This window comes from Janthinobacterium sp. FT14W, from assembly GCF_009208755.1.
GTDB lineage: Bacteria > Pseudomonadota > Gammaproteobacteria > Burkholderiales > Burkholderiaceae_D > Janthinobacterium > Janthinobacterium violaceinigrum.
This window is the reverse complement of the sequence record NZ_WFLL01000037.1, coordinates 1-13,367: the sequence shown is the minus strand read 5'-3', so window position 1 is coordinate 13,367 and position 13,367 is coordinate 1. Positions and strand designations below refer to the sequence as shown.

General features: G+C 63.7%; 12 protein-coding genes. 5 read left to right on the top strand and 7 right to left on the bottom strand.

The annotated features are described in order from the left end of the window. Window positions 1-193 precede the first annotated feature (193 nt). Window positions 194-1,447, top strand: coding sequence for a DUF2863 family protein (locus tag GCN74_RS21320; protein WP_152258532.1), 1,254 nt, complete (start codon window positions 194-196; stop codon window positions 1,445-1,447). A 202-nt stretch (window positions 1,448-1,649) separates the two neighbouring features. Here GCN74_RS21320 and GCN74_RS21315 read toward each other — a convergent pair whose 3' ends face one another. Both GCN74_RS21315 and GCN74_RS21310 read right to left on the bottom strand, forming a co-directional pair. Continuing rightward, window positions 1,650-2,114: a CYTH domain-containing protein gene (locus tag GCN74_RS21315; protein ID WP_152258531.1), complete on the bottom strand. Its 465-nt coding sequence runs from the start codon at window positions 2,112-2,114 to the stop codon at window positions 1,650-1,652. Window positions 2,115-2,126: 12 nt separating this feature from the next. Continuing rightward, entirely contained in the window at window positions 2,127-3,248 is a 1,122-nt protein-coding gene (locus GCN74_RS21310) for a M14-type cytosolic carboxypeptidase (protein ID WP_152258530.1), read from the bottom strand. A 301-nt stretch (window positions 3,249-3,549) separates the two neighbouring features. Here GCN74_RS21310 and GCN74_RS21305 point away from each other — a divergent pair, with 301 nt between their 5' ends. After that, window positions 3,550-4,212, top strand: a complete 663-nt coding sequence (locus GCN74_RS21305; protein ID WP_152258529.1) for a TetR/AcrR family transcriptional regulator — start codon at window positions 3,550-3,552, stop codon at window positions 4,210-4,212. A gap of 96 nt (window positions 4,213-4,308) precedes the next feature. Then, window positions 4,309-4,680 (top strand): hypothetical protein, encoded by a 372-nt coding sequence (locus GCN74_RS21300; protein ID WP_152258528.1) that lies wholly within the window; start codon window positions 4,309-4,311, stop codon window positions 4,678-4,680. A 69-nt stretch (window positions 4,681-4,749) separates the two neighbouring features. On the opposite strand, the gene GCN74_RS21295 is transcribed toward GCN74_RS21300, so the two are convergent. Beyond that, window positions 4,750-6,246, bottom strand: a complete 1,497-nt coding sequence (locus tag GCN74_RS21295) for a succinate CoA transferase (protein ID WP_152258527.1) — start codon at window positions 6,244-6,246, stop codon at window positions 4,750-4,752. A 160-nt stretch (window positions 6,247-6,406) separates the two neighbouring features. Between GCN74_RS21295 and GCN74_RS21290 the strand changes: the two genes are divergently transcribed. Further along, window positions 6,407-7,300, top strand: a complete 894-nt coding sequence (locus tag GCN74_RS21290) for a LysR substrate-binding domain-containing protein (protein ID WP_152258526.1) — start codon at window positions 6,407-6,409, stop codon at window positions 7,298-7,300. 53 nt (window positions 7,301-7,353) lie between these two features. Here GCN74_RS21290 and fucP read toward each other — a convergent pair whose 3' ends face one another. Next, complete coding sequence (fucP, locus tag GCN74_RS21285) at window positions 7,354-8,658, bottom strand: L-fucose:H+ symporter permease (RefSeq protein WP_152258525.1); 1,305 nt, start codon at window positions 8,656-8,658, stop codon at window positions 7,354-7,356. Between the two features lie 434 nt (window positions 8,659-9,092). Here fucP and GCN74_RS21280 point away from each other — a divergent pair, with 434 nt between their 5' ends. Next, entirely contained in the window at window positions 9,093-9,326 is a 234-nt protein-coding gene (locus GCN74_RS21280) for a DUF3563 family protein (RefSeq protein ID WP_152258524.1), read from the top strand. A 242-nt stretch (window positions 9,327-9,568) separates the two neighbouring features. Here GCN74_RS21280 and GCN74_RS21275 read toward each other — a convergent pair whose 3' ends face one another. The 3 genes from GCN74_RS21275 to GCN74_RS21265 all read right to left on the bottom strand — a co-directional run. Then, window positions 9,569-11,269, bottom strand: a complete 1,701-nt coding sequence (locus GCN74_RS21275; protein WP_152258523.1) for a lactate permease LctP family transporter — start codon at window positions 11,267-11,269, stop codon at window positions 9,569-9,571. Window positions 11,270-11,362: 93 nt separating this feature from the next. Next, on the bottom strand, window positions 11,363-12,808 hold the full coding sequence (locus GCN74_RS21270) for a LutB/LldF family L-lactate oxidation iron-sulfur protein (protein WP_152258522.1): 1,446 nt from the start codon (window positions 12,806-12,808) through the stop codon (window positions 11,363-11,365). Further along, window positions 12,805-13,367: LutC/YkgG family protein (locus GCN74_RS21265; protein ID WP_152258521.1), on the bottom strand; the 563-nt coding region annotated here is incomplete at its 5' end. The genes GCN74_RS21270 and GCN74_RS21265, both read right to left, overlap by 4 nt.

The window sequence follows — 13,367 nt, the reverse complement described above, 5'->3', positions numbered from 1 at the left end:
GATAAAAGCGCCGGTTCCGACCGGCGCTTTTTTTCGTCCCTGCACCCTGCTTCTCCTTGAAATTTCGGCTATCGGCATGATCTAGGGACAGCTTACGTATTGCGTGCGGCCGAATCCTCTACAATACGGTTATAAGGGTTTATCATTGTTTGACTGATCCATTTTTTTCACTTTCCGAGACTCTTATCCCGCTATGCGTCGTCCTTCCAAAGATTCATCCCATAAACTGACTGCCGACAGCCAGCGCCTGGTCACCTTTGCCCAGGCGATCGTACAGGCAGCCAGCCGTCTCGAAGAGCGGTCCTGGGAACACAGCCTGGATACGCAGCTCCAGAAATTACTCAAAACCGGCCACCAGGACACCATCGACAACACCCTGGGCAGCCTGTTCAAGGAAGACTTGAACGCCTACGACGTGCTGATGGACTGCGTTGAAGCCGTCAGCGAATCGACCGTCATGGTGCACGACGACGTGCGCTACGACGCCCTGCTGGTGGCCGTCCCCATCCTCGCGTGGACGCGCTTTTCCATCGCCTCCGGCGCCATGGCCGGCGACGCGCACGGCGTATTGTCCGCGCACTTTGCCGCCCACCTGCTGGCCGACGGCACGAAGATGGCCATGGCGCCGACCCTGTACTCGATCGACCAGTTGCCGCGCAGCCATGTCGAAACCTACGCCAAGACGCAGAAGCTGGCACAGGCCGCACTGAAGGGCACGGCCGTCAAGCCTTCAAGCAAGGAGGCGGAAACGGCCCCCTTCCTGGCCGACACGCGCTACCTGCTGGTGGCCGTGGTGGCGCCCGCCGGCGCGCCCCTGTTCCGCTGGCAGACGCCGGCCAGCCAGCTCGACTTCATCGCCGAGCGCAGCGCTGCCCTGGAACAATGGCGCGCGCAGGCGACGCCGACGATTGCCCGCCTGCTGCCCGGCTGCGGCCTGGAACTGCTGCTGCCGGAAGCGTACTACGTGGCCTGCCGCGAGGCGGACAAGCTGATACGCCCCGTCTCCGTGCGCGCCGCCGTGCACTACCTGACGCACACCCTGGCCATCGAGCCGTCGGAACTGCGCGCCGTCATCGCCGGCTTCGGCGAGGAAGCGGCCGACGGCCAGGTGGACGAGTACCGCATCGCCTTCACCCTGCGCCAGGCGCCGGATGTCATCTACGGCATCGTCTGGCCTTTGTACGGCCAGGAAGACGAGGATGGCACGCCGATCGAAGGCCTGATCCAGGTGGGCATCGCCGCGCTGGACAAGCAGAAGACGCCCGTCGGTGAAATCATCGAGCACCTGAACGCCGCCGGCGTGACGCAGATCAAGCGCCACGCGGAACGTTTTGTCGGTGAATACTGCGACGATTGCGGCGCCCCCCTGTTTGCCGACCCCGTGGGCGAGCTGGCGCATGCGGAAATGCCGGAAGATACGCCGCAAGGCACCGAGCATTTCCATTGACGCGGTAACGCTGTCGTCGGATTACGCGCTGCGCGCTAATCCGACCTACGCTGCTAGTACCGCTGCGTTACTCAACCCAATATCGGGCTTGCCCGCTACGGTTTGAAGAGGTGTCGATACGTTGACGACAAGACGTTCAAAGACAAAAAAGGCGGAACTCCAGTTCCGCCTTTTTCATTTCAACATGCTTTTTGACGCCTCGTCACCACTGTGAAAACGGGTGGCGGATCAGATTCGCATTGTAGTAGCGCGCATCGCCCGACACTTCCGCGCCGACCCAGTCGGGCTTCCCGAACGGCTGGTCTTCCGAGGCCAGCTCGATCTCGGCCACTACCAGGCCGGCATTGGCGCCCAGGAACTCGTCGACTTCCCACACCATGCCCGCGTGTTCGATGCGGTGGCGGTATTTTTCGATCAGCGGCTGTTCGCACAGGCCGTCGAGCAGTTCGGTGGCGTCGGCCAGCGGGATCGGATACTCCCACTCGCCCCGCGTCGCGCCCACGTTCGCACCCTTGATGGTCAGCATCGCCTGCCCGCCTTCGATGCGCACGCGCACCACGCGCTCGCGCGCCGACGACAGATAGCCCTGGCGCAGCAGCACCGCCTGCCCCAGGCCGCGCCAGGCGTCGCCTTGCAACAGGAATTTACGCTCGATCTCGATACCCATGAACAACGCCGATCAGTCCAGCGACAGCAGGATAGGCTGCAGCATGGCCGCACCCAGGGCCGCGCTGCGCGCGCCGTTCCAGCCGACGGCCGGATCCGGCAAGTCCGCATTTTCCTTGAACGGCATTTCCAGGGTCAGCGCCAGGCAGCCGAAGTGGTGGCCGATGTATTTCGACGCCAGGGTCAGCATGTCGGACTTGTACTTGCTGGCTGCGTAGCCAAACTTGTCCTGAAAGTCGGGGCTGGCCTGCTTGTAGCGCTCGATGAAGGCCTTCTGGTGCGCCGCTTGCTCTGGCGTGAAGTTTTCCAGCATTTCGTTGCCGGCCACAAAGTTGTACGGCAGCGCTTCATCGCCGTGGATGTCGAAGAACATGTCGACGCCCGTTTCGTGGATCTTGTTTTTCACGCACAGCACTTCCGGGCTGTTTTCCAGTGTAGGCGTCATCCATTCGCGGTTCAGGTTGGCGCCGGCCGCATTCGTGCGCAGGTTGCCGCGGATGGAGCCGTCCGGATTCATGTTCGGCACGATGTGGAACACGGCGCGCTGCAGCAACTTGCGCGCGATCGGGTTGGCGTCGTCCAGCAGCGAGTCGATGAGGCCTTCGACGAACCACTCGGCCATCGATTCGCCCGGATGCTGGCGCGCGATGACCCAGATCTTCTTTTCCGCCTGCGGGTTGCCGATGGTGACCATGTTCATGTCGCGGCCGTCGACCGTGCTGCCCAGGTCGGACACGCGCGCCAGCGGATGCTCGGCCACTTCACCGAGCAGGCGCAAGTGGCGTTCCCACGAATACGGCTCGAAATAGGCGTAGTACACGCTGTCGAGTTCCGGCGTATGCGAAATCGTCATGACCTGGCCATCGAACGAGGTGGGCACGCGGAACCAGTTTTCGCTGTCGTAGCTGGCCACGGCCTGGTAGTCTTCATAGCCGGCCGGATAGGTGGCCTGGCCCGCGTTCAGGAAGCGCATCGTGCACGCCTGGCCGCGCGCGCCCTGCAGGCGGAAGTGGAACCACTGGTGGATGTCGGCGTGGCTGTCCTTGCGCAAGTTCAGGTCGATGGCGCCGGCACTGGTGGCGCTCACCACGTCGATGGCACCCGAGTCGAAGTTCTGGCTGATTTTAATGGTCATGTAATGATCCCGTCCAATGTAAGTGTTCCGGCGCTGCCTCGTGGGCCGCCGCCGTTGCGCTAAAAAACGCAGTGTAAGCTATCCCGCTATTTTCCGCCCTTTGGCCCCGTTCGCAAAGCCTGGCCCGGCAATTTATGCACCAATCCGGGGCATCGATGGAAAAGCCCCGGACAAAAACACGAAAAATCGGCCAGCTGTCGCATCGACCGGACAAAAAACTGAATTGTAACAATGCCAGACACATTGGCGGCCCGTCGCCGCCCTATAATTCTTGCTTTCATAGAGTCGCCAGGAAAGAGTCGTGGACAAGAAGTTAACTAACATACAGGAAAGAAAATTACGCGAAGCTCAGGCGCGGCGCGAGCACATCATCGACGTCGTCAAGGATCTCATCAAGAAGGGTGGCGCGCGCGCCGTCTCCATCCGCAAGGTGGCCGAAGCGGCCGGATTTTCCACCACGGTCGTGTACGCCCTGTTCCGCGACAAGGCCACCCTGATCGCCCAGGCCATGGACAAGGACTTGCTGGAACTGGTGCGCGCCATGCGCACTGCCTGCGCCACCAGCGACGATGCGTGGGAACGCATCGCCCTGGTCGGCCGCGCCTACATCGAGTACGGCTTCCAGCATCCCGACGAATATTCGCTGATCTTCATGGAACTGCGTCCCCATGCGGAAATCGACGCGGCCCTGGTGGAGCACGGCAATATCGAGCAAGATCCATACGCGTATGCCTTGCACCTGTTCAAGGAACTGGCGCAGGCAGGCCAGGTACGCCAGGACGAGCCGACGCTGCACACGATGACGCAGATCTTCTGGCAATCGCTGCACGGCCTCGTGTCGCTGCGCATCGTCATGGATGCGGACGACCCATGGACGCCGCACCCGGAAATGAATGCGCATATCGACGACCTGCTGGCTGTCGTCACGGCAGGCATCCGCCTGCGCTTTGCCCCAGCTGCCTGACGTTTGATCCGGCGCAAACCGCGCCGGCGCCAAAAGCGGACAGTGGAGTGAGGCCGCCTGCGCTGGTGCAGCACGGCTGGCGCGAAGGAGCGTGAGATGAACGAAGCCTATGCCACGGACCGGCTTGACAAACAGCAAAGCGCGCACAATGCTGTCCGTATGGAAGCGCGGCTGACAAAACTGGAAACGGACCGGGAACACGACCGGCAATGGTTCAAGACCCTGGAACAGCGCCTGGGCGACGGCCTCGACAATGTACGCACGGAACTGCGCGGCGAATCGCAGCTGCTGCGCGCCGACCTGACGCAGTTTCGCGGCGACCTGCGCGGCGACTGCCACGCCCTGCGCACGGAACTGGGCGACATCCGCAAGCACATGCACACCCATTTCCTGTGGTTCATGGGTATACAGGCCACCACCACGTTTGCCCTGCTGGGGCTGGGCGCCAAGGCGCTGCATATGTACTAAGCAATAAAAAAGGCAGGCGCGGAGATGCACCGCCCTGCCCGTCCTGCCTCTCTTTGCGCGAACGCGCGCTTACTGTGCTGCCAGCATGCTCTGCGTTTCCTGGTAGCGCGTGTGCCACGACAGCGCCTCTTGCAGGATATGCGGCGTGTGGCCGCCGCGCTGGCATGCCGCGTCGTAATAGGCACGCAGCTGCGCGCGGTAGTCGGGATGCGTGCAGCGCTCGATGATCAGCGGCGCCCGTTCGCGCGGCGCCAGGCCGCGCAAGTCCGCATAGCCCCACTCCGTCACCAGCACGTCGACGTCATGCTCCGTATGGTCCACATGCGAGACCATCGGCACGACGCTGGAAATGCGCCCGCCCTTGGCCGCCGATTTCGATACGAACATCGACACTTGCCCATTGCGCGCAAAGTCGCCCGAGCCGCCGATGCCATTCATCATGTGCGTGCCGCACACGTGCGTGGAATTGACGTTGCCATAGATGTCGAACTCGAGCGCCGTGTTCAACGCGATGATGCCCAGGCGGCGCACGATTTCCGGATGGTTGCTGATCTCTTGCGGGCGCAGCACGATCTTCGAACGGTAATGGTCGATATTCTCCATCAGCTTCTGGTGCACGGCGGCCGACAGGGTGATCGACGAGGCCGACGCGAACGCCAGCTGGCCCGAATCGAGCAGCTCGATGGCGCTGTCCTGCAGCACTTCCGAATACATGCTCATGTTGCTGAAAGGCGAGCCGATCAGGCCATGCAGCACGGCGTTGGCGATGGTGCCGATGCCAGCCTGCAGCGGCAGCAATTCCGGCCCCATGCGCCCGGCCGCCACTTCGCCCTGCAGGAAGGCGATCACATGGCCGGCAATCGCCTGCGTTTCCGCGTCGGGCGGCAAGGCGTTCGACGGGCTGTCGGGGCTGTCCGTGATGACGATGGCGGCGATGCGGGCCGGGTCGATGGCAATGGCCGTGCTGCCCAGGCGCTGGTCGACGCGCGTGAGGGGGATCGGCTCGCGTCCCGGCAGGGTTTGCGGGATATAAATGTCGTGCAAGCCTTCCAGCGCCAGCGGCGTGGACAGATTGATTTCGATGATCACTTGCGTGGCCTGCTGGGCGAACGCGGCGGAGTTACCCACCGACATGGTCGGGATGATGGCGCCCGCGGCCGTGATGGCCGTCGCTTCGATGACGGCGATGTCGACGGCGGCCAGGTTGCCCGAACGCAGCTGCTCGGCCGTTTCCGACAGATGCTGGTCGATGAACATGACGTCGCCATTGTTGATCTTGCCGCGCAAGACGGGGTCGACCTGGAACGGCATGCGGCGCGCCAGCACGCCCGCCTCGGCCATCAGGCCGTCGCTGCCATTGCCCAGCGAGGCGCCCGTGATCAGGGTCAAACTCAGGGGATCTTGCAGGGCGCGCTCGGCCAGTGCGCGCGGCAGGGCCTTGGCGTCGCCGGCACGGGTAAAGCCGCTCATGCCGACACGCATGCCGTTGTGGAATAATTTGGCTGCCTCATCGGCGCTCATGATTTTGCTGAGCAAGCCTGGGTGGCGGATACGGTCCTCGTACATCGTGATGCTCCTGATCTTCTTAATATTCTCAAACTGGATGGCCGTCATACACCAGCCCCATAAGTGGTTTCAGTATAAAATCCTGCTTACATGCATGGCATGAATTAATTTCGCCAAACCCAGTCGATATTTTCATGCCACGCCAACGCCGAGCACCCTCTTGGATATCCGTTCCCTGCGCTATTTCGTGGAAACCGTGCGCCTGTCGAGCTTTACGCAGGCGGCCGAATCGCTGCACCTGACCCAGTCCACCATCAGCAAGATGGTGCGCCAGCTGGAAGACGAGGTGGGCGCGCAGCTGCTGGTGCGCGACGGGCGCAAGCTGACCCTGACGGACACGGGCCGCATCGTCTACCAGCACGGCCAGGAAATGCTGGCCAATATGCGCCAGCTGACCCTGGAAGTGCGCGACACCCAGGCCTTGCAGCGCGGCAGCCTGACGGTGGGCATCCCGCCCATGATCAATGTCTTGTTTACACCCGTGTTGAAGGCCTTCCGCGCGCGCCACCCGAACATCAGCCTGACCCTGCAGGAAGACACGGGCCAGCAGATCGAGCGCAAGGTGGCGGCCGGCGAGCTGGAAATCGGCATGACGGTGCTGCCGGCCGATCCGGAACTCGACCTCGTGGCCGTGCAAGTGGCCAGCTACCCGATCTGGGCCCTGGCCGAACCGGGCACGTTCCAAAAAGAACGCACGACACTTCCGTTCAAGGCGCTGGCCGACTTGCCGCTGGTGCTGCTGAAAGATGATTTCGCCCTGACGCGCAGCCTGCGCCAGCGTTTCGCGCAAGCGGGCTTCACGCCGATGATCGCGGCGCAGAGCGGCCAGTGGGACTGGCTGGTGGCGATGGCGTCGGCGGGCCTGGGCGTGGCCCTGCTGCCCGAGCCGTTCATCCGGCGCCTGGCCGGCGAACCGCTGGACGCGGTGCGCATCGTCGAACCGGAAGTGGCGTGGCAGGTGGCGCACATCTGGAGCGGGCGCTATCTGTCGCACGCGGCGCGCGCCTGGCTCGAGGTCTGCCAGGACGTGCTGGGCACGCAGTTCACCCACTGACCCAAAAAAGGGTGGCCGCGGCCACCCTTTTTATTTACCGCACGGCGCCGCGCTTATTTGGCGACGTCGTCCTTGTACATGCTGGCGTACTTCCAGCCGAAGTACAGAATGAAGGTGTAGCACAGGGCCGGCACGAGGAAGGAAAGTTGCAGGTTGATGTGGTCGGCCAGGAAGCCCTGGATGAACGGCACGATGGCGCCGCCGACGATGGCCATGCACAGGATGCCGGAACCTTGCCCCGTTTGCGCACCCAGCTTGTTCAGCGCCATGCTGAAGATGGTCGGGAACATGATGGAGTTGAACAGGCCCACGGCGATCAATGCCCACATGGCCGTGTGGCCGCTGGAGAACACGGCGACGAGGATCAGCGCGATGACGACGGCGGCGTTGAAGGCCAGGGTCTTGCCCGGGCTGACGTAGCGCATCACGGCAAAGCCGACAAAGCGGCCCAGCATGGCGCCGCCCCAGTAATAGCTGACGAAATAGGCGGCGTCGGCATGGCTGAGGCCAGCGATATGGCTCTCGCCCAGGAAGTTGATCAGGAAGCTGCCGATGCTCACTTCACCGCCCACATACAGGAAGATGGCCAGCGCGCCCAGCACCAGGTGGCGGTGCGACCAGATCGAGACCTTGTTGCCATCCTGCGCCAGGGCGGCCGCATCGTCCGCATGCGAAATCTTCGGCAATTTTGCCAGCGCGAACAGCACGGCCAGAATCACCAGGGTCGCTGCCAGCACCAGGTACGGCCCTTGTACGGCGGCCGCTTCCTTGGCGCGGTAGGCCAGTTGCTCGGCCGCCGGCAGCAGGTCGAACTGCTGCACCGTCAGGACCGTGCCCGACAGGATCAGCATGCCGCCCAGCGCAGGCGCCACGGTGGTGCCCAGCGCATTGAACGCTTGCGTCAGGGTCAATCGGCTCGACGCCGTCTGCGGGTCGCCCAGTTCCGTCACATACGGATTGGCCGCCACTTGCAGCACGGTGATGCCGGCCGCCAGGATGAAAAAGGACAGCAGGAACAGCGCGTAGCTGCCCGTGGACGCCGGGTAGAACATGGCGCAGCCGGCGGCGGCGATCAGCAGGCCCGCGACGACGCCGCGCTGGTAGCCGATTTTCTTGATCAGCATGCCGGCCGGCAGCGAAACGATGGCGTAGGCGCCAAAGAAGCAGAACTGCACCAGCATCGCCTGGACATAGGTCAAGGTATAGATCGAGCGCAGATGGGGAATCAGCACATCATTGAGCGAGGTCAGCAACCCCCACATGAAAAACAGTACCGTGACAATGATCAGGGCGCCTGTATTGTTTTGCGTGCCGGCCCGTGCGGACGGTACGCCCTGGCCTTGCTTTACGTATTCCATACCTTCTCCATTTTTCAATTCCAAGTTGATCTTGCCAGGCGTGGAAGCGATTCCACCCGGGCTGCAGCAGGCGCGCAGGACGCACGCAGATATCAGCGTGGGCCATGACTGCCATCAGCGATACGGGGCAGGCATGGCACATTTTGCGCGCGGCGGGCACACGGCCGACCGTTTCTCGTCAGAACGATGTCTTGCGGGCGCGGCACGTCTGCGGACTGCGTCTGAAAACAACATCCAGGACAAAACAGTATTGTAGTAAAACTACCATACTGCGCCGGCATTATGCCTTAAAGCCCCGAATTGCGCAGCTTTCCAGCCTGTTATTTCAAAACTGAATAGCTGACATTTGAAATCAAAAGTAGCCTTATAACTTGGAATCGCTATACTTATATTGCAGTGCAGCACAACGCGGCACACCACACAAGGAGTCTTCCATGTCTACCGCATTTAGCTATCACACCACGCAAAACAACAACATCGTCGCCACCCTGGTCCACGCCGCCAAGCGTGTCGGCGCCTGGCTGAACCAAAGCAGCGACCGCCGCGAACGCGCCTATGAAGAAGCCTATCTGGCCGAATCGACCGACCGCTACGACCTGGAATACCGCATGCGCGAACTGGCCCGCGCCAATCCGCAGCCAAGCTGGATGAGCGGCCTGAGCCGTTAATGCCCTGAAGCGGGAGCAGGCGGTAGCAGTACCAGCAAGCAGTAGCAGCACCAGCAAGACCATCGCCAGCCCCATCCTGCTCGCCTCGCGCTTGAGCACGGGATGGGTATGCGGCAACAGGCGCACCCTGGCATTGCACCGAGCAGTATCATTTTGCTGCAGTGCATCAGGTCATTTTCATGACCCTTTGCACGTTTCACTATCATTTCATCTAGTTTTACTACGTACTTCTACGCAAGGGCTTAGTGCGGGATCATGCCCGTGAACACGTAGGCCTGCAGCATCGTGATGATGCCGATGATGACGGCAAACAACAGGCTGTGCTTCAGGGTGAAGCGGAACAGGTCCGATTCCTTGCCCACCAGGCCAGTCGCCGCACAGGCGACGGCGATCGACTGGGGCGAGATCATCTTCGCCGTCACGCCGCCCGTCGTGTTGGCCGCCACCAGCAGGGTGTCGGATACGCCGATCTGGTGCGCCGTGGTGTTTTGCAAGGAGCAGAACAAGGCGTTCGAGGACGTGTCGGAACCCGTCAGGAAGACGCCCAGCCAGCCCAGGAACGGCGAGAAGAACGGGAAGGCGGCGCCGCTGCCGGCCAGCAGCAGGGCCAGGGTGGACGACATGCCCGAGTAATTGGCAACGAAGGCAAACGCCAGCACCAGGCCGATCGACAGCACGGGACGGCGCAATTCCACCAGGGTTTCCACGAACGCCTTCCAGCCATCGCGCGGCTGCATGCGCAGCATCAGCATGGCCAGCACGGCGGTCAGCAAAATCGCCGTGCCCACGGCCGACAGCAGGTCCAATTTGAACACGGCCTCGTACGCCTTCGGCGCCGCCACGATGGGCACTGTCTTGATCACCAGCTGGTCCAGGTAAGGCACATGGATCTTGATGACGAGGCCGGACAAGGCGCCGCCGGCCGCAAACAGGGCCTTGAAGCCGGGCAGGCTCCACACGGTGACGATGGCCGTCAGCAGGCCGAACGGCGCCCAGGCGCGCATGGTCTGCGCCATCGTGTACGGCGAAGCGGCGCGGTTGCCGCCGCCGCGCACGCCCGCATGGCCGCCGCCAAAGCCGGACAATGCGGCCGTGCCGCCGCCGACGGCGTGGGCCACTTTCGCATTCTTCGGCTGCCACACTTTCAGGAACAAGGTCAGCGACACCAGGCTGACGAGGGCCGACGTGATGTCCGGCAGTTCAGGACCGATATGGTTGGAAGTGAAGTACTGGGTGACGGCAAAGCTGAAGCCCGTCACCAGCGCGGCCGGCCACACTTCGCGCACGCCGCGCACGCCATCCATCATGAAGACCAGCCAGAACGGCACCAGCAGCGACAGCAGCGGCAACTGGCGGCCCGCCATGGCGCCGATCAGGAACGGATCGATGCCCGTCACCTGCCCCGCCACGATGATGGGGATGCCCATGGCGCCAAACGCCACGGGCGCCGTATTGGCGATCAGGCACAGGCCCGCCGCATACAGCGGGTTGAAGCCCAGGCCCACCAGCAAGGCCGAGGTGATGGCCACGGGCGCGCCGAAGCCGGCCGCCCCTTCCAGGAAGGCGCCGAAGGCAAAGCCGATCAGCAGCACCTGCAGGCGCTGGTCGTCCGTGACCGACAGCACGGAAGCGCGGATGATGTCGATCTGCCCCGTTTTGACGACGATCTTGTACAGGAAGACGGCCGTGACGATGATCCATGCGATGGGCCACAAACCATAGGCAAAACCATAGCCGGCCGCCGCCAGCGCCTGCGGCACCGGCATGCCGTACGCGAAAATCGCCACGGCCAGCGCCAGCGCCAGGGTGACGGCGGCCGCCACGTGGCCCTTGATGCGCAATGCCGCCAGGGCGATGAAGAAGAAAATGATGGGTATGGCTGCCGCCAGCGACGACAGCCACAAGCTGCCGAGCGGTGTGTAAAGTTGGGTCCAGGTGTGCATGTCGGGTCTCCTCCGGTGGATGCGGGTTGAGTGAAAAAACGGCTTTTGATGTAGTTGTGTGTAGCGTGTTTTTTGCGAAGTGGCGGGGCCTGGCTATTCCGCCTGCCCCCGTGCATCGAGCAGGTCGGCCAGGCTGCGCGGCGCCGGCGTCAACGGCGTGCGGTGCTGCGTCCAGCCCAGCTGCTTGCCCGGCGTGAGCGCGCGCAGCCGCGTGGCGGCCCAGCGGAACAGGCGATAACTGATTGGGCGCGCAAAGGCGCCGCTCCAGAAGCGCCAGACCAGGCTTTCGCCGCGGCTGAACTTGGTCCCCTGGCCGCGCAGCGGATGGGCCACCTGCTCCGCCGGATTGCGGTTCGCTTCCGTGCGCAGGCGCACCAGCAGCTGCGGGATCGGGATGCGCACGGGGCACACCTCGCCGCAGGCGCCGCACAGGCTCGACGCCGTCGCCAGGTCGGCCGTCGCATCGAGGCCCAGAAGATGGGGCGAAATGATCTTGCCGATCGGCCCCGGATACGTGGTGCCGTAGGCGTGGCCGCCGACGCGCGTGTAGACGGGGCAGTGGTTCATGCAGGCGCCGCAGCGTATGCATTGCAGGGTGGCGCGCAGCTGTTCGTCCGCATAGGCCTGGCTGCGGCCGTTATCGAGCAGCACCAGGTGCACTTCGCGCGGCCCGTCCTTTTCACCGGCGCGGCGCGGACCGGAAATCAGGTTGAAATACGTGGTGATGGCCTGCCCCGTCGCCGACCGCGTGAGCAAACTGGCCAGCGGGACGATATGTTCGAGCTTGGCCACCACTTTTTCCATGCCCATGATGGCGATGTGCACGTCCGGCACGGACGTCGTCAGCCGGCCATTGCCCTCGTTTTCCACCAGCCACAGGGTGCCCGTGTCGGCCGCCGCGAAGTTCACGCCCGACAGGCCGATGTCCGCCTCGACGAAGGCCTGGCGCAGGGCGCGCCGGCCCGCCTGGATCAGACTGTCGACGTCTTCCGTGTACGGCGCATCGGGAATATGCTCGGCAAACAGGCCGGCGATGTCGGCCTTGGTCTTGTGTATGGCCGGCATGACGATGTGCGACGGCTTTTCGCCGGCCAGCTGCACGATGTATTCGCCCATGTCCGATTCCAGGCAGCTCATGCCCCGTGCTTCCAGGTAGTGATTGAGCTCGATTTCCTCGCTGGCCATCGACTTGCCCTTGATGAAGCGCGAGGCCCCATTGCGCTGCGCGATGGCGTGGATGATGGCGTTGGCCTGCTCGCCATCCTCGGCCCAGTGCACCTGCACGCCGGCCGCCGTCAGCTTGTCTTCCAGCTGCACCAGCAGATCGGGCAGGCGCGCCAGCGCATGCTGGCGCACGGCTTCGCCGATGTCGCGCAGGCGTTCCAGTTCATCGCCGTCCGGGAACTGGGCGCTGCGCTTGTCCTGCAAAAAATCCATGGCGCCGCGAAAGCTCTGGCGCAGCTTCGGGTCGTCCAGCGCGGCGCGGGCGCGCGCGTGGAAGTCCGCCGGCTTGACGAATTGCATGGGCTTGGCCTTCATGGCTGGTCTCCTTCCTGGGCTGGCAAGTCATCGACGAGCAGCACCCACAGCCAGCGGGGGCCGTGCGCGCCATACGCGAGGGTTTGCTGGATATCGGAGGTTTTCGAGGGACCCGACACCAGCACCAGGTTGGCCGGCATGCCGTCCGCCCAGCGTTCGGCGCGCGCCGCCGCGTGCAAGTCCACGTGCAGGGTGCTCGCATATGCGAGGCAGACATGCAGGGGCGGCGCCAAGGACACCGTGCGCGGCGCGGCCGCGTCGGGCGCGATGACCAGGGTGCCCGTGGCGGCGATGCCGGAACGGGCCACCGTGAAACCCGCGTCGACGGTGTCGAACAATTCGCCCTTCCACTGCGCCAGCGGACGCTCGAAAGACAGCGCCTCGACGCCCGCCGGCAAGGCGGCGCGCAAGGCCAGCCCTTCGGCGCTGCCGCTATCGAGCAGCAGGCGGCGCACGCCGTGCGCGCCGAGGCGCTGCGCCAGCAGGGCGGGCCAGCCGTCCGCACTGACGCAATCGACCTGCGCATGCGCGGCGCGCAAGGCTGCCTGCATGGCGGCTG

What these genes read in the sequence shown, in the direction of transcription:
- GCN74_RS21320 (WP_152258532.1), top strand. Translation starts at nt 194, where the DNA reads ATGCGTCGTCCTTCCAAAGATTCATCCCATAAACTGACTGCCGACAGC.
- GCN74_RS21315 (WP_152258531.1), bottom strand. Translation starts at nt 2,114, where the DNA reads ATGGGTATCGAGATCGAGCGTAAATTCCTGTTGCAAGGCGACGCCTGG.
- GCN74_RS21310 (WP_152258530.1), bottom strand. Translation starts at nt 3,248, where the DNA reads ATGACCATTAAAATCAGCCAGAACTTCGACTCGGGTGCCATCGACGTG.
- GCN74_RS21300 (WP_152258528.1), top strand. Translation starts at nt 4,309, where the DNA reads ATGAACGAAGCCTATGCCACGGACCGGCTTGACAAACAGCAAAGCGCG.
- GCN74_RS21295 (WP_152258527.1), bottom strand. Translation starts at nt 6,246, where the DNA reads ATGTACGAGGACCGTATCCGCCACCCAGGCTTGCTCAGCAAAATCATG.
- fucP (WP_152258525.1), bottom strand. Translation starts at nt 8,658, where the DNA reads ATGGAATACGTAAAGCAAGGCCAGGGCGTACCGTCCGCACGGGCCGGC.
- GCN74_RS21280 (WP_152258524.1), top strand. Translation starts at nt 9,093, where the DNA reads ATGTCTACCGCATTTAGCTATCACACCACGCAAAACAACAACATCGTC.
- GCN74_RS21275 (WP_152258523.1), bottom strand. Translation starts at nt 11,269, where the DNA reads ATGCACACCTGGACCCAACTTTACACACCGCTCGGCAGCTTGTGGCTG.
- GCN74_RS21270 (WP_152258522.1), bottom strand. Translation starts at nt 12,808, where the DNA reads ATGAAGGCCAAGCCCATGCAATTCGTCAAGCCGGCGGACTTCCACGCG.